Origin of the sequence: Halarcobacter mediterraneus, from assembly GCF_004116625.1 — a bacterium.
In the GTDB taxonomy this organism is placed as follows: Bacteria; Campylobacterota; Campylobacteria; order Campylobacterales; family Arcobacteraceae; genus Halarcobacter; species Halarcobacter mediterraneus.
The window spans coordinates 261,756-285,410 of the sequence record NZ_NXIE01000002.1 but is presented as its reverse complement, the minus strand read 5'-3'; the positions used below and the strand labels follow the sequence as shown (position 1 = coordinate 285,410).

The following is a 23,655-nucleotide window of genomic DNA, read 5'->3' as shown; positions in this document are numbered from 1 at the left end:
TTATCAAAAAAATATAAAGGAAAATAAAATGATTTTTGAAAATGATTACAGTGCTTTTATGCGATCAATTTATTTAAATGATATTCAAAAAGCAGAAAGTATTATTGCAGCTTCAGATGTAAAAAATAGTTTTATATCAAATGCAATTGAAGATTTTGGAGAGATGAGAATAAAGACTTTTTTAAATAGCTTTAAAAGTAGTGGGCTTAAAAGAAGTATTTCTAGTTATATAGACCTTTAAAAAGTGTTGCTATGAGGATAAATTATGACAAAAATGATGAATATAATTGAAAAGACCATAAAAGTATTAATTATAGAAGATGAAATGGTTTTAAATATTGATGTGCAAAATTCTTTGGAGGAAATGGGTTATAAAATCTCAGGAATAGAATCAACTGCTCATGGAGCAATAAATAATATTAAAAATAAAAGCCCAAATATTATAATTGTAGATATACATTTAAAAGGTTATATAAGAGGACTTGAGTTAGTAAAACAAATTTGGGAGAAACATAAAATCCCAGTTGTTTTTTTGACTTCATATAGTGGTGATTTAGTTATTAAAAACTCTATGGAGTTTGAACCTTACGCTTATTTAATAAAACCTTCTAAAGAAAGAGATATTGATACTGCTATAAAAATAGCACTAGATATGATTACTTTAAACAATATCTAATTTTAAAGAGTTATTTAATTCTTCTTCTAAAGCATTTTTATACATTTGTTGTAAAACTTCGAAAGTATTATCAATTTTTTCTTGGTCAATTCCTTCAAGTAATTGACCAAGATTATCTTGACCTGCTTGTACAAGTTCTTCTCTTAATTCAAGAGCTTTAGGCGTAGCTTCAATTAGAGAAGCTCTTTTATCTTTTGGATGTTTAATTTTACGTATATAACCTCTTTGTTCCATTCTTTTTAAAGTCATATTTATATTAGAAGGTTCAGTTAAAGTTTTTTCACATAGTTCTCTTTGCGACATTGCTCCATAAGTAAATAGTTTTAAGATTATTTGCCTTTGTTCCAAGGTAATATCATATTTACGAAGCTTTTGATTTAATCTATGTCTTAGCTTTAATTGAACCTTTGAAATTAAAAAGGCTAAACAGGCTTTTTCATCAGTAATTTGTTCATTCATAACATTTATAATACAATAAAATATCTAATAAATTACTTTTTTCTCACCTTTAAACTCTATTAGCTTAAGCTCTACTTCATACGCATGGGATAAAATCTCTTCTTTTAATTTCTTTTTCTCCCCATAAAAAATATTTTCACCATTTTTTAGAAGAAGTATTTTATTTGCATATTTTAAAGCAAGATTTAAATCATGTAAGACTACATAAGTAGTTAAGTTTTTTTGCTTTGTCATATTTTTTGTAATGTCCATTATTTCAAGCTGGTTTTTTATATCTAAATGGTTTATGGGTTCATCTAAAAAAAGGATATTTCCTTCTTGAACTAAAGACCTTGCAATTAAGACTTTCTGAAACTCTCCACCGCTTAGTTTTAGCACATTTTTTTCTTTGAACTTTTCTAAATTAAGTTCATTTATTATTTTTTCACATTTATCATAGTCTTCTTTTTTTGGGAAAAATCTCATATGTGGTTTTCTTCCCAATAAAATGCAATCTTCAACACTACAGGCAATAGCTTTTGTTGTTTGAGGTAAATATGAAATAAGTTTTGATAGTTGTTTATTATCAAAATATTCAATTTGTTTATTATCCAAAGAGATTTCTCCCGAATCTTTTTGAATAAATTTTCTAAGAAGTTTTAAAAAAGTACTTTTTCCTGCTCCATTTGGTCCAATTATAGCAGTAACATCTCCACTTTTTGAATTTATTGTAATATCTTTTAGTATTTGTTTATTTTTTAATGAATAATTTAATTTTTGAGTTTCAATCACGTAAAGACCTTTTTATAAGAATAAATAAAAATAGAGGAACTCCTGCAAAAGCAGTTAAGATTCCTACAGGCACAGTAATTGGTGATAACACTTGCTTTGCAAGTAAATCTGCTCCCATAAGAAAAACTCCACCTAAAACTGAAGAGGAAAAAAATAAAAAGTGATGTTTGGGGTTTTCAAAAAGAAGTTTTATAACATGAGGAGCAATTAAACCTACAAAGCCTATTATTCCATAAAAGGCAGTGGCAATTGCTGCAAGTAAAGATGAAAATAAAAGAGCATAAATTCTTAAACTCAAAACTTTTACTCCTAAGCTTTTTGCATGATTATCTCCCCAAACAATGGTATTAAAATCCCAACCTTTTAAAATAATAAATAAAAGACCTAAAAACCAAAAAGAACAAACAAAAAGTATCTCAGTCCATTTTCCTTTACTTAAATCACCAAAAGTCCAAAATATTGCTGCTGCTAATTGATTGTCATTTGAAAAGTATTGAAGTAGCATTGTGGCCGCATTAAAAAAAGCTGCAATTGCAACCCCTGCTAAAATAAGACCTTGGGAGTTTATTTTTTTTATTGTTGAAAATATTAAAACAAATAAAGAAGAGATTAAGGCTCCCACAAAAGCTCCTATAACCACATAACTTATATTATCAAAACCTGCGATAGAAAAAGTTGCTGAACCTAGAATTATTATACTAAATGAAGCTCCAAATGCAGCACCTTGAGATAAACCTAAAGTAAAAGGAGAGGCTAGGGGATTTTTTAAAACACTTTGTAAAATTGCTCCTGAGAGAGCTAAAACTCCTCCCACACAAAATGCAGATATCATTCTAGGAATTCTTAATTCCCAAATTAAGTAACTGATATTACTATTGTCTGATATGAAAAACAAGGCTTCAAAACTCTCTTTAAAGCTCATATTTACATAGCCTATTTTTAATGTTAATGAAAAAATTAATAAGATAAAAATAAAAAGAATAAACCAAAAATTTCTTTGTGATATCATTGTTATATACTTTCTACTTCTAATTTATTATTTTTAAGGTTTACTTTTTGAAATCCACCCATATCTTTTTTAATCATTTCATATAAGGGTTCTCCTACAAAATGTGTAAAAATCTCATTTGCTTTTTTCACAGGATCTAAGTTTTTATATTTGTTAGGATAAAGTTGTTTTGCGATAAAAAAGCTATTGGCTAACATTTGATCCAAATTGATATAATAAAAGGTATTGGGTAAAGTGATAAAACAATTCTTTTTAAAGGCTTGGAGTTTTTCAAAGTACTCTTTGTTTTTGCCAAACTCCTCTTCAACCAATTGCCATCCTGCATAGTCTATAAAAATAGTAGAAGGATTTTTAAAAAGAAGATACTCTTTATTTATAAAAAGATGTCCTTTCTTTTTTACATCTAAAGCTATATTTGAAACTTGTGCCAACTTAAAAGGCATAAAATCTGCTTGAGTACTAGTAATTCCTTGTAGACCTTTATATGCAACTGCTCCTATATAGGCTTCTTTTTTTTGAGTTATCTCTTTAAATTGATTTTGTATGGTTTTTATATAAGAAATAAGTTCCTTTGCTCTTTTTTCTTTATTTAAGATTTTTGAGCTTATTTCTAAAGATTTATAAATATGTTTAAAATTAATTGCATCCAATCCATAACCTAAAACTACTACAGGAATATTTAATTGAGATGAAAGTAAATCGGCTTCTTTTCTATCTTGCGTTATCGTAAAAATAATATCCGGATTTAAGACTTTTATTGCTTCAAGGTTAGGTCTTTTAGCTCTTCCTCCTTGACCAACTATGGGTAAGTCTTTCGCCCAGTTTCTATTTACATAAGTGTAGGTTCTTTTTTTTATATCTTTTAAGTCTATGGCTTCAATACCTAAAACCACCTCTCTTGCATTTAAATATGTTATAAAGCTCAAGCTTGTACCTAAGGCAATTACTTTTTTTACGTCTTGTTTGATTGTAACTTCTCTATCTAAGACATCTGTTATTTTGATTTGTTCTGCAAAAATGACACTATTTAATATAAAAAATAGTATCAATATCTTTATTTTTCCCATATGAGTAACTCCAGTTTTGTATCTATTTTATAGATCAGATTATTATTGTTTTCTATCTTATGTATAATTTCTTTTGTTTGTGCATCATTGAGTTTAAACTCACTTAAAAAGTATATTTTAGATTTACTCTTATGTCTCTTCCTGGCTCACCTACTGCTTCACCATTACTTGTTAATGAAGTATGTGCAGAATAATCTTTATCAAATAGATTATTAATAGCTATAGAAAATGTTAGGTTCTTGAATTCTATAGGAGTATAAGAAGCTGAAATATCATGTACTGCATATCCTGCTTTATTATTAACATTATCTGTTGTATCATCATTTTCTAATACTCCTGTTAATGTATATCCTAATGTTAAATTATCACTTGGTGCATAGTTAAAATCTGCGATAATTCTATCACCATAACTTCCTGCTAATCTTTTACTTGTTCCAATTAAAGTTTCTCCATTTTGTTCAACATCTGTATGTGAGTAGCTAAGAGACATATTTAAATTTTGTATTTTATAATTACTACTTATTTCAAAACCTTTTGATTGGATATCATCATCATTTATAATATCACTTACCGCAGCTCCTCTTCGTCCTCCTGTTCCTACAACAATTGGATTTTCTATATCAGTTTTAAATAAAGTTAGTTTTAAACCTAGATTATCATTTTTTGAAAAAATGCTAGAACTTTGCCAAGCAGTTCCAAGTTCTATCTTTTTTGATTTTTGAGGATCTAAATTTGAAGTATTGGAACCATTAAATGTAAGATTCTGGCTTAAGTTACTTAACCACCCTACAGGAATAGTGTTTGCTCCACTTACTGCTTCTCCATATCCTGCAAAGACAGTTAGATTTTCAGTTAATGAATAATCGGCATTAATATTAAATGAAATATCTTCATCACTTGTATTTCTGTAGATTAAATCATTTTCAAAGTCATCATATCTTGCTCCAAATGATAAATTGAATTCTTCAAAAGCCATTCTATTTTGTAGAAATAGACCTTTATTTTCATATGTTACACTTCCACTTTGACTTATTCCTTCTTCTTCCTCATAATCGATACCAGCTGTTAAACTATTTACAAAGTTTTTATTTATAAATTCAAAAGTATTTCTAAAATCTACACCTTTACTTTCACTTTCAATATTAGAAGAACCATCTCTTTCTAAATAACTTAAAGTAGTATCATTTTTGTAAAGTTTTAAGTTTGTATTTATATAAGAATTTGAAGGATTATATTTATGATTTAAAATTGTAGTTTCTCTTTCAACTTCTTGTCTTTCTAGTTCTCTATTTCCATCTGGATCATGATATCCCATATCACTTCCTGGACCTCCAGATTGATATAAACCTTCTTGAGTGTTTTTTTCAGTACTTATTTTTAAATCATGGTCATTAAGGTTTAAGAGACTAAGTTTTACTAAATAGTTATCTACTTCTTCTGAAGAACCATAAACTGTCCTTCCATTTCCTGTTTTATAGTCATCTCCATCACCCTTTGTTCCATATAATAAAATTCCAAGATTTTCATACTTTCCATACAAAGCTAGGCTATTTTTGTATGAATCATCAATACTATTAAAACCACTTTTTATAAAAGCGCCATAATTCTTTCCATCTTTTAACAAATCTTGGGCATCTACTGTTTCAAGTTTAATACTTCCTCCAAGGTTTCCTGCTCCTGAATCAGCAGTTGCTACTCCAGGGTTTACACTTACTGTTTTAAGTAATTCTGTATCAATATTACTTAGTCCACCTCTGTGTTGATGTAAATCTTTACTTAACTTCGCTCCATCAATTGTTATATTTGTTAAAGCTTCACTGATTCCTCGAATATAAAACCTTTTTGCATTTGGACTACCTCCTGCGATATCTAGTGCTGACTCATGTCGTAGTAAATCAGTTAAATTTCTTGGGTTTGTTTTTTTTAACTTTTGTAAGTCTAATGATTGTTCTTGTTGTTCAACAATTGTAATAGGAGTTAATTCTTTAGCATCTTTTTTTGAATCAAAACTATTTGCATAAACCGTATTTGATAATGCAACTGTAAGTAAAAATATACTTCTTTTATTTAAATTCATTTCTATTTCCTTTTTAATAGTAATTCTTATAATTGATTTTGTAAATTTACATAAGTTTAGATAAATAATAGCTTAAATAGTTATTTGAATAACTAATTAAGCTAAAAAAATTTTGAAAAAGAAGGAATAGATTATTTAAGAAAGTTACCTACGTAGACTAATTTATAAAAAGGAAGTTCTTCAGATACTTTTGATTGAATAGTTTCAAGTGTAGCAGTAATAGTGTTTTCTTCATCTTTATATCCAGCTTTACTTACAATAGCAATTGCAGTATCTGCAGGATATAAGCTAAGTAAGTGATTTATAAATTCTTCAAAGTCTTTAATCATAAAGAAAACTACTGTAGAGCCAGTTTTTGCAAGTTTTTCGATTAATTTATTTTCTACTTTTCCTATTGTTAAAGTAACTCCAGTTAAATCTTTTTCTCCTGCAATAATAGACTTTTGCAATAAAGCATTTGCAGCATTAAAGCTTGATATTCCAGGGATTATTTTAGGGTTCAGGTCTTTAAATTCTGTTATAAAACCCATTTGTGGACCAAATACAGTAGAGTCCCCATTATCAATAATAACTATTTTTTGTCCTTTATTGTATGCTTCTCTAACAGTTGTTCTTATTCTTTGTTCCTCTTCTTTTGTTTCTTCCTCATTCATTCTTGTATCTGATTCTTTCATAAAAAAAGCATGACCAGCTTTGTGTATAGGTTTCCCTTCTGTTAGTTCTTTATACTCTTCTTCATCTCCTTGCATAGTAAAAAAGATATCAGCTTCTTTTATAGTTTTATAAGCTTTTAGTGTAATATTATCTAAGTCTCCAACTCCTGCACTTACAATTGTCAATTGACCTTTTTTTGATTGTTTCATATATATCCTTTTGATAGTAATTATTAAGATTAAATAAGAGTTTAGATTAAAATAAATAAATAATAGCTTAAATAGTTATGCAAATAACTAATTTGAATTTAATTATCTTACTTGTCATGTATAGACTTCAATACAGCAAAATCTAAACTTATATTTGATAATGTTTCTCAAAAAAAAGAAAAAGAGTAAAAGTGGTAAAATATTATAAGGAAATAGTTTATTTTACTTTTAAAATAGTCAAAGACCAAGAATTAGCTAAAGATATTACCCAAGAAGCTTATACAAGAGTAAGTGAGTTACTTGCCCAAAATAAACTTGAAGAGGATAATATTCGGGCTTTTTTGTATAAAGTTGCAAAAAATATTGCTCTTGATGAAAAAAGAAAAGATAAAAGAGTTACTAAAATACAATATGAAGAAGATAACTTTTTTATTCCAAAAATTGAACAACCTGATGAGATAACTGTTAAAAATAATCAATATGAACAACTTTTAAAAATCATAGATACTCTTCCTACTAGAAGTAAAGAAGCTTTTATTTTACATTCAATTGATGGTTATACTAGAAAAGAGATTTCTGAAATGATGGGAGTAACAGTAAGTGCAGTTGAAAAACATATAAATAGAGCTATTAAAAAATTGCAAGAAAAAATAAATGAAGATAGGAATAAATTTGAAAGATAATGTACAAGATACAGCAATAAAGTGGCTTACCTGTGAGAAAGAAGGCTTAACTAAAGAGCAGAAAAAAGAGTTTTATTCTTGGTTAGAAGCTGATATTTCTCATAAAGAAGCTTATGATGATGCAAAAAATATTTATTCGTTATTTCAAAATATGCCAAAAGAATATTCCAAAGAACTAAGTAAAAAAGCCCATGAAGGAGCAAGAAGAACTAAATTAATAGAAAATTTTAAACCTATAATTTCTTATGCTGCGGTTGTTATGTTGATTATTGTAGCTTTTTTTAATAGTTATAACTATTTTATTCCAAGTTTTGAGCAAACTTTAGTATCTGAAAATAAAAATATAAGTAAGAAACTTTTACCCGATGGTTCAATAGTAAGTTTAGATATAAAAACAAAAATGCAAATAGAGTATTATAAAAATAAAAGAGTAGTTTCACTTTCTACTGGACAAGCTATGTTTGATGTAGCAAAAGATAAAAAGCGACCTTTTATAATAGATTCTGGAAAAACACGAATTGAAGTTTTAGGAACTAAATTTGAAGTTATTAATTTAAATGATAGTACAACAATCAAAGTTGAGGAAGGTGTAGTAAAAGTAGGGCATATTTTTAATAAAAATAAAGAAGCCCAAGTAATTGGCTTATTGAAAAAAGGTCAAGAAATTCAAATAAATAATTTGGGTAAAGTATTGAATTCTGGAAAAACTTCAATATCAGAAATCGCTCCTTGGCGAAATAAGGAATTGATTTTTAATAAAACTACAATAAAAGAAGCTTTAAATAAATTTGCAAGATATGAAGATATTCAGTTTAGTTTTAAAAATAGCAATATTCAAAATAAACTTTTTAGTGGAAAATTCTATACTTATGATTTAGATAAATTCTTAAACTCTTTAGAAAAAATCTATCCTATAAAAATAAAAAAAGAGGAGAATCGAGTCTTTATATATAAAGATTGATTTTCTTTTTTTTCTTAAATTTTAAAATTTATAAAATATTATGTCCGTTTTTTTTCTTTTCAAACGTTATATATAATAGAGAATGGTTCTCAGAATTAAACTTATAATTCATGACTTATAAAAAAATACAAGGAAAGGAAAAAATGTTTAAAACAAAATCAAAATTTATTGCTCCTACTTTAGCAATGCTATTGTTTGGTTCAAGTTTATTGTATGCTGATAAGATATATACAATTGAAGATATGAGTGTAAAAGAGGCTTTAGAAAAAATATCTAAAGAATCAAAACTTTCATATATAGTAGATGAAGAACTAATTGAGGGTAAAAAAGCAAAAAATATAAAAAATATAGAAGGTACAAAAAAAGCTTTAGAAAAGGTTTTAAATAGTACAAACCTTGAAGCTATTATTGAAGATGGAACAATTTTAATAAGAGAGAAAAGAGAAAAAAATACTTCTAATAATGGAAATGATTTAGGTAGTGTAGAAGTTTTAGCAAGCAACTCTACGGAAGGTACAGGTTCATATACTATTGATACTATGAATACTGCAACAAGATTAAATCTTTTAAGTAAAGATACACCACAGTCTATTACAGTTGTAACAAATCAAGAGATTGAAGATAAAAATATCAACTCTTTTAGAAATCTTGCAGATAATGTTGTAGGATTAAATGCTCCAGTATGGGATTCTGATAGAGTTTGGATATCTTCAAGAGGATTTAGTATAGATTATTATCAATTAAATGGTATACCAACTACTTATGATGGATTTGCAACAGAACAAGATATGGTAATCTATGATAGGGTTGAAATTGTAAAAGGTGCTAGTGGTTTAATAAGTGGGGCAGGAAGTCCTGGTGCTAGTATTAATATGGTAAGAAAACATGTACATAGTAAAGAGTTTACGGGGGGACTTACTTTAAAAGGTGGATCATGGGATACTTATAGTGGTACTATGGATTTAACAATTCCTTTAAATGAAGATGGTTCTATTAGATCAAGGGTTATTGCTCAAAAAGAACATCAAGAATCATTTAGAAATTTCTATGAAAAAGATACAGATATTATATATGGGATTATAGATGCCGATTTAAGTGATCAAACTAAAATATCAGCAGGTGCCAGTTATGTAAAAACTGATACATCAGGTAGCACATGGAGTGGTGTTCCTATATATTTTAGTGATGGAAGTCTTACAAATTTTGATCCATCTACTTCCTTTGCACCAAATTGGGCATCATATGATAAAGAATCAACATCAGCTTTTGTAAACTTTGGACATAATTTTTATAATGATATAAAAGTAAATGCTAACTATAATTACCAAAAGAATATTATAGAACCAAAGACAGTAGCATTTATGGGTTATTTAGATAAAAATACAGGTTTAGGACTTGAATCAGTTTGGGGAGTTTGGAATCAGGAAGTTGAAACGACAATAAATGCTTTTGATATATATGCCTCTATCCCTTTTGATTTAGGAAACCAAAATCATGAGATTATTGTTGGGGCGATGACTAGTAAAACAGATTCTTTATCTTATAGTAAAGATGCGTCAACTGGAGATATTAATGCTCAAAGTATTTATTCTTGGGATGGAAATATTGAAGAACCGAGTTATTCCGATAAAGAAAGATCAGGTGAGTCTTCTGTAGAACAAAATGGAATTTATGTGGTAGGTCGATTTGATTTAATGGATGATTTAAAACTTATTGCAGGTGGTAGAATTAGTAATTACGAATATAGTTGCATTTATGGATGTAGTAGCAGTTATAAAGATACTAATGTCTTTACTCCTTATGCGGGACTTATTTACAGTTTGAATGAGAATCATTCAGTATATACTTCGTATACAAGTATTTTTACCCCACAGACACAAAAAGATGTAAATGGGGATAGATTAGATCCAAAAGATGGAAATAGTTATGAAGTAGGATTAAAAAGTCAATTTTTTGACGAGCGACTTGATACTAGTATTAGTTTATTTAAAATAGTTCAAGATAATGTTCCAGAATCAGTAGGTATGAATGATGAGGGTGAGACTTATTATAGAGGGGTAGAAGGTGTTACAAGTAAAGGTATAGAGATAACTGCAAAGGGTGAAATAACAGATAATTGGAATGTGAACTTTGGAATTTCAAGCTTTACTTTAAAAGATGGAAATGGACAAAAAACAAGTACTTTAACACCAAGAAAAGAGATAATGTTATCAACTAAGTATAAACTTGGGAATTTAAGTTTTGGTGGTACTATAAACTGGCAAGATAAAATATATTCAGATACTAAAAATCCATCAGGTAATTATCAAACTATAACTCAAAAGGATTTTTATTTAGTAAACTTGATGGCAAAATATGAGTTTAGTGAAGATTTATCTTTACAACTTAATATCGATAATTTATTTGATAAAGAATATTATTCAAATATTCTTTATGGTTCATATCGTGGAGGCTCTTTTCAATTTGGAGATCCAAGAAAAACTATACTTACTTTAAAATATACATTTTAAATATAAAGAGACACCCGTCTCTTTATAAATTTACGCATGGGTTTCAAAAAAATATATTCTCCCAAGATATCATAAAACCTTGGAATCCAGCCGTAAGTTTATAAATTATTAGCTAAAATTTTTTAGTAAATGGTGGCTTGTTTTTATTGAATATACGAATTATATCAATTGCATTTTTATAATGAAAATTGCTTAATAATTAATTTTAATTATGCTCTAAAAAATTTCATATCTTTTAAATATTAATCCATAGTGCCATTTGCATTGGACTAATACACTCTCTTGACAAACTAATTTCAAGAAGATATAATTGCAACTAAGTCGCATTATCATTATCAATATGATATCTAAATATAAACTTTAGAGTTAATTGTTTTAGTCGATAAATAAATTCTGAAGTATCTTAAATCTAAAAAAGGTAAACAATTATGAAAGTTGTTAATTCATTAAAAAGTGCAAAGAATCGTCATCCTGATTGTAAAGTTGTTAGACGTAAGGGAAGAACTTATGTTATTTGTAAGTCTAACCCTCGTTTCAAAGCAGTTCAAGGGAAACCAAAGAAAAAAAGATAGATTTTATACGCATATAAATATGTATTAATCTCAATAATAAATATATTGAGACAATAAAATCACAAGAGCTAGTAAAGAAAAGTATAAATAGTGAAATCTTTTTTTAAACTTTGGATTATCATTAACTTTTGAAAAAATAAAAGGAACAAAATAAAATAAGATACTTAAAATTGTTCCTAGTAATACTTTTATAAAAAAGATTATTGAATTTATTTCTACAAAAAAGATTAGCAATAAACTTCCAGAAAGAATTAAAAAAATATTATTTATTTTGATAATCTTTCTAGCTTGACCTCCTAAGGCTTGTTGTACTTTCATTAGTTCATTTTTTGTAAAAACTGTAGATAATTTTAGAATTATGAAGGTTCTAAAAAATACAGTTCCTACAAATAACATAACAGTAAAAATATGTATAGCTTTTATAAATTCATACATCTATTTTTTACTTTTAGAACTTCATTCTAAGACCAGTGAAGTAGTATACCCCTTCATTTGAACCTAAAATATCATCAACTTTTTCATCAAATATATTATTTACACCTGCATATACAGAAAAGTTTTTATTTATTTTATAATCTAAATTCAAATCTACAAGTGTTTGTGAATCTGCTATTAAATCAATAGAATTTTCTGTATAGTGTTGTTCTCCTATATATCTTATTGTAGGTGAGATACTTATTTCTTCAAGTGGTTTATAAGTAAGACTTAAAGAAGCTGTTTTATCAGGATTAAACTCTAAATCCTTTCCTGTATCTTTATCTTCTGTTTGTAGATACATAAAGTTAAAATTTGTAGATAGATTATCTAAGATATTATAAGTTAAATTTAATTCTAAACCTTTTGTTTCAGCTTTACTAATATTTTCAAAAGTATAATAACCATTTCTTTGTACTTGAGATATTCTGTCTTCAATATCATTAAAAAATAAAGCTAAATCATATGAAAACTTTGAGTTTCTTCCTGCTAAACCTATTTCATAAGTATTTGTAAACTCTGGTTTTAAATCATAACCAACTACTGTTGCACCTTGTTGTAAACCATTTGGTGTTTGTTTATTTATGTACATTTCTCTAATATCAGGTGTTCTATATCCTTGTGCAAAAATAGTTCTTAAGTTTGCCATATTAGAAAATTTATTTACAAGTCCTACTTTAAAAGTGGCTTTATTATCTGCATTTGATACTTTGTCATATCTTGCTCCTAGTGTAGCATTTAAGGTATCTGTTATTTGCCATTCATCTTGAAGATATATTGATTTATAATCAACATCCCTTGTGTCCATATTTGGGGTACTATCAAATACTGTAGCTTCTCTTTCTTCTTCTCTATATTCAGCTCCTGCTGTTAGTAAATGAGAGTCATTAAGGATATAATTTATCATAGCTTCATAACTTGTAACATCTACATTTGCATTCATCCCATTATTTGCAGAGGCTTCTTCTGATGAGTAACCCATTTGATTATAATAGACTGCTGTCGTAGTATTTCTTTTTTCATAATAAGACTTATAAGCTCTAAATTTAAGTAATAGATCTTGAGTTAAAGAAGTTTCAAAATCAAGACCTAAATCAAGTCTTTTATTTTCATCTTTTGAATTTACAGGAATATTAAATACAGGAACTTTTCCCCCTGCTGGTGTTGCATAGTTAGAAGGGTGGAAATAACCAATATATGAACCTTCTCTATCTTCTTCAAAGGCATTAAAATCAAAACCTATAGTCGTCTCATCTGAAAAGTCATAATCAAATCTTCCTCCTACAGTTGTAACATCACTATCTTCTCTATAAGTAACATCATGGATATATGTATCCTTTAAAGAAGATAATCCTGAGGATGGAGTTCCCGCTGTAAGGTTACTTGGTTTTTGTTTTGTTTGGGTATTTGGTCCTCCAACTTGCATTACTCTTACATTTGCTGTTTCTTTTTGTGTATATGGAGTAGTATTTGTTTTATTTGCATAAATAGAGTATTTGAATTTTTCTTTTGCTCCTCTAATTGAAAAAGAAGCATTTTTATTTTTTGCATCACCATCTGAGTTTTGCCCATATCTTAGATTTATATCTATTTGAGGAGTTTGTGTTGGCTTTTTAGTGATGATATTTATTATCCCTCCTGTAGCATCTGCTCCATAAAGTGAAGACATTGGTCCTTTTACAATTTCAATTCTTTCAATAGAAGATGCTGGAATTCTATCTAAATCATAAGGGTTTTTAACTTCTCCTGCTAATCTTCTTCCATCTAATAAAAATAAAGTTCCATTTGCACTCATACCTCTAATTGAAATTGAAGATTTTGATTTAGAACTTGCACTAGGGAAAGTTCCGTATTGTACAGTTAATCCAGCTGTTTTATTTATTACATCTTTTAAAGATTCTGCCCCTATCTTTTCAATTTCTTCTTGATTTATAACAACTATTGATGCAGTTACTCCTTCTATTGCTTTTTGGGTTTTTGTTGCAGTTGTTACTAGTACTTCACCTAAGTCTGCATTTGCAAAGGCACTATTTACTAAAGCAAAAGCTGTAATCCCCGATAAAATAATACTTTTTTTCATTTATGTGTCCTTTTAGTTTTGTTTATAATATAAACTTTCATCTGGAAGTTTTCCACCAATAAGTTTTGGATTATTGTTTTTTAATACATTAAAAAAGAATTCTAAATCTTCTTTTGCTTCATAAGCATTTGTATTTTCTAAAGTTACGTGCTCAATAGAGTCTTCAAGACCTTCTTCTTCCAACATAGGAAGAGTTTTGACTACCAGTTTTGCAGCTTTTTTATGATTATTTTTATACCAAGTTAAAGATTTATCATACTCTTCTAAAAATCTATTTATTAAGGTTTCTTTCCCTTTAGTATCTCCTAAAAAAGCTAATCCTGCTTGGGGAATTTTTGCTTCTGTCTTAAAAAGTCTTGCCCATTCTTTTTGTAAATCAACACTTCTATACAAATCAGGAGCTACAATTTTTATTGGAAAAGAGTCAGTTTTTCTTAAAGCTATTGAAATAGCAGATTCTGCTAATAAAGCATGGTCAACTCTTCTTAAAATTAACATTTGCATTGCATCTATAGGGTTAGTCACATATCTTACTTTAAAGTCTCTTGCTGGATCTAAACCTTGTTTTTTTGCTAATTCTTGGAAGATTATATCTGGCATATCTGCCCTAAAAGGTACAGCTATTTCTTTGTCTTTAAAATCCTTTAAAGTTTTTAGATTTGGGTCTCTACTTATCATTGCTAAAATACCCCAAACTGAAACATTGAGAAGTTTTATATCTACATCTTTATTATGTAAATTTGCTGCAACATTTGTAGGAAGGGCTATAAAATCTACATTTGAGTTTAAAATTATAGCTCTTAACTCATCAGGGTTTTTCCAAAGTTTAAACTCTATTTTTTTGTTCAAATCCTTTAGTGAATCATTTTCTATCATATGTAAAATAGGGTGAGATACAGAAGCAAAAGGCCCTGCAACAACTATTTTATTCTCATTTTCCGCAAAAAGTGAAAATAAAAACACAAAACTAAGTAGTAAAATTTTTTTCATATTTTTCCTTTATTAACCTTTTATTCCATCTTTTCTTTTTGAAAGTAAAAATGGAAAAAAGATTTTGATATATATAATAAATGGTATTGCCCACATAATTGAAGAAAGAATATAGGCAAGGGTTGCATACTCTTGATAAAAAGGTATTAAGGCTCTAGTAAAAGTTGATAATATAATTAAAAATACCCCAAGATTTAACCAAAAGTTTGTAAATAGTTTTCTTCCCGTATGAATTGTAGATACAACAATCATAACTACATAAAAAACTAAGCCAAAACTTCCCGTTGTAAGAAAGTGTCTAAAATGGTTTAAAGCATAAAATTCTTCACTTAAATAATCATAAGCTAAGAAACCATAAGCCGTAGCTGTAATAAGAATAATACTTATTATGTAAATAATAAAAGGTTTAAATAAAATATTATAATCTTTTAAAATAAAGTCATTTAAAATACCTAGAATTGAAGCAAAACAAGCTAAAGCCAAATATGCTAAGATTGAATTACCAGGAAATAAGAACTCAATTATAGTATAAAGAAGTACACAAAAAATTGCTAGATTATATCTTGGTGCTCTTGCATAAAAAGTTTCATCTATATTTTCATCTTCTAAAAGTTCATTTATAGCTTCCATATTTACTCTTCTTAAAGCAAGTAAAATCAAAACTATAAAAAAACCTAAAGCAAGTATTAAAATAGAAAAAGAGTCAATATTTATATAGTTTGCAATACTTAAAAAAAACATTGTTTGAATAATAAGTAAAGCTACAAGATTAAAAGCTAAAGAGATATGTCTTTTATTAACATCTTGAAATACAGGTTTTATAATAAGCAAAATAATATATAAGCTTAAAAAAATATTTAAGAACCCAACAAAATGAACACCAAAAAAAGATATAAACCAAAAACTTATTCTACTTAAAAGCCAAAGAGATACTATAAATAGTAGTTTTCTTCCTACAATAGGAACTGCACCTGGGAACATTTCTGGAACACCTGTTAAGAAAAAGGCTATAATTCCTGCACTTCCTATTCCAAAAATCATCTCATAAATATGCCAAGTTAAAAGGTCATCAATAAAAGGAAGAGAAATATATCCACTAAAAGTAAAACTCCATAAAATTATAGATATTATTATATATGGAGCAAGTAATAAAAACATAGGTCTAAATCCATATGCTAAATAAATAGGAAAATCTCCTTCAGGATAATGTTCATAGTGTTTAGCTGCGTATTGTTTTTTTTCTTCCATTATTTTAATTCCAATTCAAAAGTATTTATAATATATTCATCTTTTAAAAGTTTTGCTGTTTGTTCATAAACGAAAGTATCGTCTCTTTTTTCTTTTTCTAAATCAAATTTAAAACTTTTTACAATATGTCCTACTGGTTCAGCTTTTAAAACAAGTATTTCATCACTTAGTTTTATAGCTTCCATTAAATCATGGGTAATAAATAAAACACTAAGTTTTTCTTCTTTTATAGTTTTTAAAAGTAAGCTTTGTAACTCTTTTTTTAAACCAATATCTAAAGCAGAAAAAGGTTCATCTAAAAAAAGTAAAGATGGTTTTACAACTAAAGCTCGTGCAAAAGATACTCTTTGTTTCATTCCTCCACTTAAATCTTTTGGGAATTTATCTAAATCATCTTCTTCTAAGCCAAACTTCAAAGCAATATCTTTTGCTAGTTTTTGGGCTTTATCTTTTTTGATTTTATTTGCTTTAAGTCCTAAAGCTATATTGTCAAGAACATTTTTCCAAGGTAAAAGTCTTGCTTCTTGAAAAGCAAAAGAAGAACTTTTAAAGCTATTTTTTATTTTTCCTTCTTCAAGAGTAAGTAGTTTGGCACAAAGATGAAGTAGGGTGGTTTTCCCTCCGCCACTAGGACCAACTATAGATACAACTTGTCCTTTTTCTAATTTAAAATTTATATTTTTTAAAATCTCTTTAAACCCAAAAGAATGAGAAACATCTTTTACTAATAATTGTTCTATTCTCTCCATGCCTCAACCTCTCTTTTTATTGGCTCTAATATTAAATATTCGATTAAAAGTAAACTTCCAATCATAATTACAACTAAAGCTAATGCAGTTGGAGTATCCAATTGACTTCTTGCAATAGCAAGTGCAGCTCCTATTCCATCATTTGCTGATAAAAGTTCAGCCATTACGACAATTTTCCAAGACATTCCTAATGCACTTATCCAAGCAGGAAATACATAAGAAAAAATATGAGGAAAATATAAATCAAACATTTTCATTTTAAAAGGAAGTTTAAAACTATCTGCCATCTCTTTTAAATCACCTTCTAAAGTTCTTGTTCCTTGTAAGGCACCAATAAATATAATAGGAAAAGAAGCTACAATTACTGTAAAAATAACAGTCATATCACTCATCCCAAACCAAATCATTGCTAAAACAATCCATGCAATAGGAGGCATTCCTACAAGAATAGTTACAATTGGTCTACTCATCATTGAAGCTGTTAGGAAAAGACCAGCTAATAAACCCAATATTGAACCAATAATCAAAGAAATAGAAAAACCTAAAAAGGCTCTTTTTATAGTTAGAAATATATCTTTAATAGTGTTTTCTTCTGTGATAATAGAAAATAAAGTTATTAAGGTGTCTTTTGGACTAGGTAATACAAGATTCCCATATAATTGATTACCTAAATCCCATAAAGCAAAAAATAAAAATATTGAAGCAATAGAACCCCAGCCACTCCAAAGGTAAGAAGGAAAGTCTTTTATTATTTTTATGAAGTATTTCATTTTAATCCTAAAGTATATTTTTTAGAATTATAGTGAAAATGATATCAATTATCATTGATTTGGGTCAATAAAATAAAAGAAATTTGATAATTTTTATTTATAATAGAAAGATTAGAATAAGTTATAGAGAGATCAACTCTCTAAACTTCTTAAGATACTTCTTGCTCTTTTTTTATGATAAGGATTACTTATAGCTTTTCTTATAGTTTTGATAGATTTTTTCTTGTCACTAAGTTCATAATAACAAAGACCTTTTAGAATATATTTTTCTCCTGCAATTTTTGTTTTATGTTTAGCTTTTACATTCTTTAAAATATCAATAGATTTTTTAAAGTCTTGTTTTTGATAATATAAATTTGCAAGAATCATTCTATATTTGTTTTCTTTTGCAAAAGGTGAATTATTTAATTTTTCTATAGCTAGATCAGTATCTCTTGCATTTATATGTGTTGAAACTATTAATTCAAATACTTTTTTATCTTCTTTTATTAGACCTTCTTTTACAGCTTTAGTTAATAAGACATTAGCTTTTTTATAAACGTCATTTTGTAAAAGAATGTTTATAAAATATAAGATATTATCTTTTTTTGTCAGAATCTCATTTTTGTAGGCTAATTCTAAAGTAGATAAAGCTTTTTTCATTTTATTAACTTGTTGATATAAAGAAGCTAATTGTACCCAATAATCTTCATTGTCACTAAAAAGTATAGTCATTTTTTTCATAACTTTTATGGCGTTATTATAGTCTTTAAGTTCTACATATGAAGAGTAAAGTATTTTATACCATGACTCTTTTATTTGTTTTTTCATTGAAAAATAAATATTTGAATATTTTACTGACTCTTTATAATTACCATTATAATAATAGGCTAAAATTAAAGTTTCATAGATATTTTCTTTTTTTACTGCTTTACTTTCTAATATCTCTTTTGAAAGATTAATACTCTTTTTGTATTTTTCTAAAGAAAGATAGATTTTAGAAAGTGAAAATTTTATTTTATCAATATTCTCTTTTTCAAAAGTATTAAGTTTGATAATTCTTTCATAAGCTTTTGCAACTTCTTTATAATTGTCTTGGTTTATATAAATATTTGATAAAGTTTGCAAAATATATGATTTTTCATAATCATTACTTGAGTCACTTTTTAGTAAGTCTCTTAACATCTTTTTTGATGTTTTATAATCTTCTTTATCAATTAATTCATTTGCTTTTGATAGGGTATCAAAAGTTTTTTTAGACATTGTCATTTTTGCATATATACTACTATTTAAAATTAAAAATAGTACTAAAATAAGTTTTTTAATCATCCTGCCAACCTAAAGTTAAATGTAATTGTTGCATTCTTAAAGCTTCCTGGAACATCATCTTTAGATGGTTTAAATCTCCATCTTTTAATAGCTTTTATTGAAGCTTCATCAAATACACCTTTTGGATTTGAGTCTACAATTTCTACATCTGAAACAAATCCACTTGCGTCAATTTTAAATACTAATTGTACAAATCCTTCTTGTCTTCTTATTTTTGCACGTCTTGGATATCTTGGATTTACTCTTTTTAGTGCATTTAACATATTTGCATCAAAAAGGTTAGAACCTACTGCAATTTGTGCTCCAGATAAAGCATTTACTGAAGAGATGTCAATGTTTGTATTTACTGCCAATGGCTTAACTTTCACGTTTTTATTAAGCTTTTGATTTAATTCTGCTTTAAATTTTAAGTTTTTTGGTTCTACTTTTTTTATTGGTTCTTTTGGCTTTATTCTTTTTTTTCTTTCAATATTAGTATCTTTTTTATCTCTTAAATAAGTTAATTGAATAGGTTTAGTTTGTTCTTTTACCGCATCACTATCTGCTGAAGTCATTTTTTGCATTAATACAAACATTGCTATTGAAATGACTAAAGAAAAGATAATAGCTATAAATACTCTCATAGTTAATTCTTTAATGTTGAAATTGAGATATTTGTTATACCTGCAAGTCTAACTTGGTCCATAACTTTTACTAAAACACCAGTTTTTGAATCTTTATCCGATTGGACAACTACACTATTTTGTTGATTAGAGGCTTTAAGTCTTTCTATATTTGATCTAACTGCTCTAATATCAACCATTCTTTTATCAATCCAAATTTCATCATTATTTCTAATAGCAATTAAAATATTAGCTTCAGCTTTTTGTTCACTAGTTTTAGCACTTGGTCTATTTACTTGTATCCCTGCTTCTTTAACAAAAGATGTAGTTACAATAAAAAATATAAGCATAATAAATACTACATCTAGCATAGGGGTTAGATTGATTTCTGTTTCTTCTTTATTATTTTTATTTGAAAATCTTCTCATTTATAAAACCTTTGATATTTCTAAGTAAAGTTTATCTGTATGATATTTAATTGATAATTCTAATTTCTTTTCAAATAATATACCACTTAAGGCAACAACCATCCCTGCCATAGTAGGAATAGTTGCCATTGATACACCATTTGCCATAGATTTAACATTTCCTGTCCCATTTAGAGCCATTACGTCAAATACTTCTATCATACCTGTAACAGTACCTAAAAGTCCAACTAAAGGACAAACTATTATTAAAGTTTTGATAAAACTAAGACCTGTTTTTAATCTATTATTTGAGTCTTCAATTAAATATTTTTTAATCTGTTCTTTAAATTTTGTGTTAAAACTATTTTTTTTAACCTCTTCAATAAGTGATTTTCTATATTTTCTATATTCAAAACTAATATAAACATATCTTTCTATTAGTAATGTCCATAAAAAAAGTGCAATTGCAAATACTATGTATAGTACAAAACCACCTTTATCAAAGAAAGCAAAAAAGTTATCTATATATAAATCAATCATTTTATTTTAATGTTTTTGCTAACATTCCAATACTTTGTTCTTCTAATACTGATACAATTGCTTCTGCTTTTGAAGAAATATAAGTATATGCAAACAATAATGGAATAGCAGTTACTAAACCTAAAACTGTAGTAATTAAAGCTGTAGAAATTCCTCCAGCCATTAGTTTTGGATCACCTGTACCAAATAATGTGATAGCTTGGAAAGTTGCTATCATACCTGTAACAGTACCTAAAAGTCCTAATAGAGGTGTTACTGCTGCAAGTAGTTTTACAAAACTTTGTCCTTTTTTAATATCATTTGTTTCTTTTAAGATAGCTTCCCCAATTTTAATTTCTAAATCATTAATTGAATCTTCTTTATTTTTATAAAATACTTCTGCTATTTTTCCTAAAGAGTTTGAATTGTTGTATTTTGATAAATCTTTTTGTTGAGTTTTGATTTTTTTATGAATAATATTTAAGAAAATAATTTTATATAAAGCAAATATTAATCCTAAAACACCTAAAACAATAATAATATATCCTACAATACCACCTTGATTAATTCTATCCATAATTGTAGGATTGTTTCCTAGCATTTCAAATAGATTTCCTCTTGTTGGGTCGATTAATACAGATTTGATTTCACCAGAACTTTCTTCAAACTCTTTTGCTTCTGATGTATAGCTTGTGCTTGGTTGAACAGTTATTTCTACTAGTGATGTAACATCATCTGTGAATTTTAAATATTTACCATCAGAGAAAGCTGAAAATAAACCAACTCTTGTAACTTCTTTTAATTCTTTAGTACCATTTCTAGAAATTACATTTGTTTCATATGTAGCAACATTACCACTTTGAATAATTTCATCTAGCATTGTATGCCAAAAAGTAGTAAGTTCAGTTATTGTTGGAAGTTTTTTTGAATTTGAGAATTTTTCAAAAATTTCTGCTTTTTCAGGATTTTGTGAAGCAGTGAAACTTCTTTTAAAGTTTACTAAAAAGTCTGCTGATGTTTGTCTTACACTTCCAAACATTTCCCCTAAATCACCAACTTTATTTGCTAATTCAGATTCTTTTTCTGTTAATATTTGTTCATTTTTTTCAATAATTGCTTTTAATCTTTCTGTTTCTTGATTTGCTTCTTTTAAATCTTTTTTTACTTTTATATATAAGTTTTTTTGTTCTTCTTTATTTTTTATAAATTCATTAAGTCTTTTTCTTTCTTCAGAAAGTTCTTTATTAGAAGATTGCTTTACATTAGTTAATAAACTGTTTAAGTCTAAGGCAAAGCTATAATTTATTAGTAATATTGCAGTTAATAAATATTTAAACATTAATTATCCTTTGATGTTAAAAATGGAAGATTTAAGAAATCTACATTTTGATGTTTTTTAGCAATTTTAATACCTTTTCTAATATTAGATTTTGCATTTGAACTATCAACTTCTACCCAGCTTTTTGTATCATTATTCCAGTACCCATAATTTTGTAAATCTAAACTTTGATAATAAAGAGCTGTTCTTCCTAATCTTAAAAATTCATAAGTTTTTCCATCAATTTTATCTTGATATGTTTCAATACTATTTGCATAATCGTATTCAATTTTAAATGCTTCTAAAATAATTCTATATTTTTCTGCTGTTTTAATATCTGATTTATCAAGACTTGCTCTAATTCTTTTAATTCTATCTGTTCTTTCTTCTAATAAAAATGGAGTATCCATTTCAACAAGTTTTTCTAGGCTAGTCACCATTCTTAACATAAGTGGAAAAATATTTTTTTGAGTTTCTTCAATATCTATAATTTGTTGTTCGATATTTTTTAATTCATTTTTTTGTGATTGAAGAATTTTACTTAACTGATTATTATAAATTCTCGTGCTTTTTAAATCAGCATTTGTGTATTTGTATTTACTAAGAAGTTCCTCTCTTTGGGCTTCAGAATTGTCAATCTTATTTTGATAGTTCTTCAATTTAGTATTTGTATTTTCAATTACATTTAGTGACTTATCAATTTGATTTGCAAATAAAGTTGATGTCATAAATAATAATGAAAATAAAATAGTTTTGTAACTTTTACTCATCTTTTTCCTTTTGAAAACATTTAATTTTGAGAATTATAATCAATTGATTATAAAAATAAACTTATTCAAAAGTTTATCATGTAAAGGAGAAATAATTGTTAATTAAGTTGTATTAGTAAATAGGGGGTTTTATAAATAATTGGTTTAATATATTATTTATTGTTTTTTCATCATTATTGAAACGGATAAAAGATTCTTTTATATGTTTTATATAATTGCTCTTATTTATTCCTCTAAATTTTTTTATCCTATTAAATAAAAAAATTTCAATGTCATTTGAATTTTTGAAAAAACTTGAAATGAAGTATTTTTTATCATAATTGTTATAGATAATTCTTGCACTATTTGCTCTTTTATGTTTTTCAAGTTGTTTCTTAAGGTTTTTATATGTAAAAGTAGTTATTTCATTTAAAAAGTGTTCTTCTTTACTTATCAGAATCACTTTTTTTTTGTATATTAAGAAATAGATATATTCTTCTTTAAATATTAAATATTGAATTGTTATGCATTCTTTATACAAAATAGCAGTATTTAGGTTTTTTATATTATTAAGTTTTTCTTGTGATATTAAATAGTCTCTAAATAATATAAAATAAGTATTTATTGTCTGTCTTGAAATATTTAGTTTCTTTGCTGTTTGACTAGCTGTCATATCTTTTGCAAAGCAGGTTGAAATAGCTTTTATTCTAGCTGGAGTTAATTTAGTATTTTTTATTTGTCTTTGTAATAAATCTAGTTTTGACATTTCATATTATATTTAAAAAAGATGTGA

General features: G+C 26.9%; 25 protein-coding genes. 6 read left to right on the top strand and 19 right to left on the bottom strand.

Annotation, left to right across the window (positions count from 1 at the left end; genetic code table 11):
* Window positions 1-28 precede the first annotated feature (28 nt).
* Both CP965_RS05585 and CP965_RS05580 read left to right on the top strand, forming a co-directional pair.
* Window positions 29-241: a hypothetical protein gene (locus CP965_RS05585; RefSeq protein WP_129061094.1), complete on the top strand. Its 213-nt coding sequence runs from the start codon at window positions 29-31 to the stop codon at window positions 239-241.
* Between the two features lie 24 nt (window positions 242-265).
* A complete protein-coding gene (locus CP965_RS05580) occupies window positions 266-676 on the top strand; it encodes a response regulator (protein ID WP_129061093.1) in 411 nt (136 codons plus the stop codon).
* On the opposite strand, the gene CP965_RS05575 is transcribed toward CP965_RS05580, so the two are convergent.
* The 6 genes from CP965_RS05575 to CP965_RS05550 all read right to left on the bottom strand — a co-directional run bounded on the left by CP965_RS05575 (window position 662) and on the right by CP965_RS05550 (window position 6,922).
* On the bottom strand, window positions 662-1,135 hold the full coding sequence (locus tag CP965_RS05575; protein WP_129061092.1) for a MarR family winged helix-turn-helix transcriptional regulator: 474 nt from the start codon (window positions 1,133-1,135) through the stop codon (window positions 662-664). The genes CP965_RS05580 and CP965_RS05575 overlap by 15 nt on opposite strands.
* Before the next feature lie 24 nt (window positions 1,136-1,159).
* Window positions 1,160-1,906, bottom strand: a complete 747-nt coding sequence (locus CP965_RS05570; RefSeq protein ID WP_129061091.1) for an ABC transporter ATP-binding protein — start codon at window positions 1,904-1,906, stop codon at window positions 1,160-1,162.
* Window positions 1,899-2,915 carry a FecCD family ABC transporter permease gene (locus CP965_RS05565; protein WP_129061090.1) on the bottom strand — a complete coding sequence of 339 codons (1,017 nt, stop codon included), beginning with the start codon at window positions 2,913-2,915 and terminating at the stop codon, window positions 1,899-1,901. Before CP965_RS05565 ends, CP965_RS05570 begins: the two co-directional genes overlap by 8 nt.
* Before the next feature lie 2 nt (window positions 2,916-2,917).
* Window positions 2,918-3,982, bottom strand: coding sequence for an ABC transporter substrate-binding protein (locus CP965_RS05560; RefSeq protein ID WP_129061089.1), 1,065 nt, complete (start codon window positions 3,980-3,982; stop codon window positions 2,918-2,920).
* A 103-nt stretch (window positions 3,983-4,085) separates the two neighbouring features.
* Window positions 4,086-6,059: a TonB-dependent receptor domain-containing protein gene (locus tag CP965_RS05555; protein ID WP_129061088.1), complete on the bottom strand. Its 1,974-nt coding sequence runs from the start codon at window positions 6,057-6,059 to the stop codon at window positions 4,086-4,088.
* A 131-nt stretch (window positions 6,060-6,190) separates the two neighbouring features.
* Complete coding sequence (locus CP965_RS05550) at window positions 6,191-6,922, bottom strand: SAM-dependent methyltransferase (RefSeq protein WP_129061087.1); 732 nt, start codon at window positions 6,920-6,922, stop codon at window positions 6,191-6,193.
* Window positions 6,923-7,113: 191 nt separating this feature from the next.
* On the opposite strand from CP965_RS05550, the gene CP965_RS05545 reads away from it, so the two are divergent.
* The 4 genes from CP965_RS05545 to ykgO all read left to right on the top strand — a co-directional run bounded on the left by CP965_RS05545 (window position 7,114) and on the right by ykgO (window position 11,648).
* Window positions 7,114-7,605, top strand: a complete 492-nt coding sequence (locus CP965_RS05545; RefSeq protein WP_129061086.1) for an RNA polymerase sigma factor — start codon at window positions 7,114-7,116, stop codon at window positions 7,603-7,605.
* Window positions 7,595-8,566, top strand: coding sequence for a FecR family protein (locus CP965_RS05540; protein ID WP_129061085.1), 972 nt, complete (start codon window positions 7,595-7,597; stop codon window positions 8,564-8,566). Before CP965_RS05545 ends, CP965_RS05540 begins: the two co-directional genes overlap by 11 nt.
* Before the next feature lie 143 nt (window positions 8,567-8,709).
* Window positions 8,710-11,076: a TonB-dependent siderophore receptor gene (locus CP965_RS05535; protein WP_164970998.1), complete on the top strand. Its 2,367-nt coding sequence runs from the start codon at window positions 8,710-8,712 to the stop codon at window positions 11,074-11,076.
* A gap of 428 nt (window positions 11,077-11,504) precedes the next feature.
* Window positions 11,505-11,648: a type B 50S ribosomal protein L36 gene (gene ykgO, locus CP965_RS05530; RefSeq protein ID WP_129061083.1), complete on the top strand. Its 144-nt coding sequence runs from the start codon at window positions 11,505-11,507 to the stop codon at window positions 11,646-11,648.
* A gap of 30 nt (window positions 11,649-11,678) precedes the next feature.
* Here the strand turns inward: ykgO and CP965_RS05525 are convergent, their stop codons facing one another.
* The 13 genes from CP965_RS05525 to CP965_RS05465 form a co-directional block, all read right to left on the bottom strand.
* The gene (locus CP965_RS05525) at window positions 11,679-12,083 is read right to left on the bottom strand and encodes a hypothetical protein (protein ID WP_129061082.1); all 405 of its coding nucleotides are present in this window, start codon (window positions 12,081-12,083) and stop codon (window positions 11,679-11,681) included.
* Between the two features lie 13 nt (window positions 12,084-12,096).
* Entirely contained in the window at window positions 12,097-14,202 is a 2,106-nt protein-coding gene (locus CP965_RS05520; RefSeq protein ID WP_129061081.1) for a TonB-dependent receptor plug domain-containing protein, read from the bottom strand.
* Window positions 14,203-14,214: 12 nt separating this feature from the next.
* Entirely contained in the window at window positions 14,215-15,192 is a 978-nt protein-coding gene (locus CP965_RS05515) for an ABC transporter substrate-binding protein (RefSeq protein WP_129061080.1), read from the bottom strand.
* Between the two features lie 12 nt (window positions 15,193-15,204).
* Entirely contained in the window at window positions 15,205-16,440 is a 1,236-nt protein-coding gene (locus tag CP965_RS05510) for an NnrS family protein (RefSeq protein WP_228712678.1), read from the bottom strand.
* The gene (locus CP965_RS05505; protein ID WP_129061078.1) at window positions 16,440-17,189 is read right to left on the bottom strand and encodes an ABC transporter ATP-binding protein; all 750 of its coding nucleotides are present in this window, start codon (window positions 17,187-17,189) and stop codon (window positions 16,440-16,442) included. The genes CP965_RS05510 and CP965_RS05505 overlap by 1 nt, the downstream gene beginning before the upstream one ends.
* Window positions 17,177-17,959, bottom strand: coding sequence for an ABC transporter permease (locus CP965_RS05500; RefSeq protein WP_129061077.1), 783 nt, complete (start codon window positions 17,957-17,959; stop codon window positions 17,177-17,179). Before CP965_RS05500 ends, CP965_RS05505 begins: the two co-directional genes overlap by 13 nt.
* Before the next feature lie 132 nt (window positions 17,960-18,091).
* Window positions 18,092-19,267: a tetratricopeptide repeat protein gene (locus CP965_RS05495; RefSeq protein ID WP_129061076.1), complete on the bottom strand. Its 1,176-nt coding sequence runs from the start codon at window positions 19,265-19,267 to the stop codon at window positions 18,092-18,094.
* Window positions 19,264-19,890, bottom strand: a complete 627-nt coding sequence (locus tag CP965_RS05490) for an energy transducer TonB (RefSeq protein ID WP_129061075.1) — start codon at window positions 19,888-19,890, stop codon at window positions 19,264-19,266. Before CP965_RS05490 ends, CP965_RS05495 begins: the two co-directional genes overlap by 4 nt.
* Before the next feature lie 2 nt (window positions 19,891-19,892).
* Window positions 19,893-20,297, bottom strand: a complete 405-nt coding sequence (locus CP965_RS05485; RefSeq protein ID WP_129061074.1) for an ExbD/TolR family protein — start codon at window positions 20,295-20,297, stop codon at window positions 19,893-19,895.
* Window positions 20,298-20,816: a MotA/TolQ/ExbB proton channel family protein gene (locus CP965_RS05480; RefSeq protein ID WP_129061073.1), complete on the bottom strand. Its 519-nt coding sequence runs from the start codon at window positions 20,814-20,816 to the stop codon at window positions 20,298-20,300. It abuts the gene before it with no gap.
* A gap of 1 nt (window position 20,817) precedes the next feature.
* On the bottom strand, window positions 20,818-22,134 hold the full coding sequence (locus CP965_RS05475) for a MotA/TolQ/ExbB proton channel family protein (RefSeq protein WP_129061072.1): 1,317 nt from the start codon (window positions 22,132-22,134) through the stop codon (window positions 20,818-20,820).
* On the bottom strand, window positions 22,134-22,883 hold the full coding sequence (locus CP965_RS05470; protein ID WP_129061071.1) for a DUF3450 domain-containing protein: 750 nt from the start codon (window positions 22,881-22,883) through the stop codon (window positions 22,134-22,136). The genes CP965_RS05475 and CP965_RS05470 overlap by 1 nt, the downstream gene beginning before the upstream one ends.
* Window positions 22,884-22,995: 112 nt before the next feature.
* Window positions 22,996-23,628 carry a helix-turn-helix domain-containing protein gene (locus CP965_RS05465; protein WP_129061070.1) on the bottom strand — a complete coding sequence of 211 codons (633 nt, stop codon included), beginning with the start codon at window positions 23,626-23,628 and terminating at the stop codon, window positions 22,996-22,998.
* Window positions 23,629-23,655 lie beyond the last annotated feature (27 nt).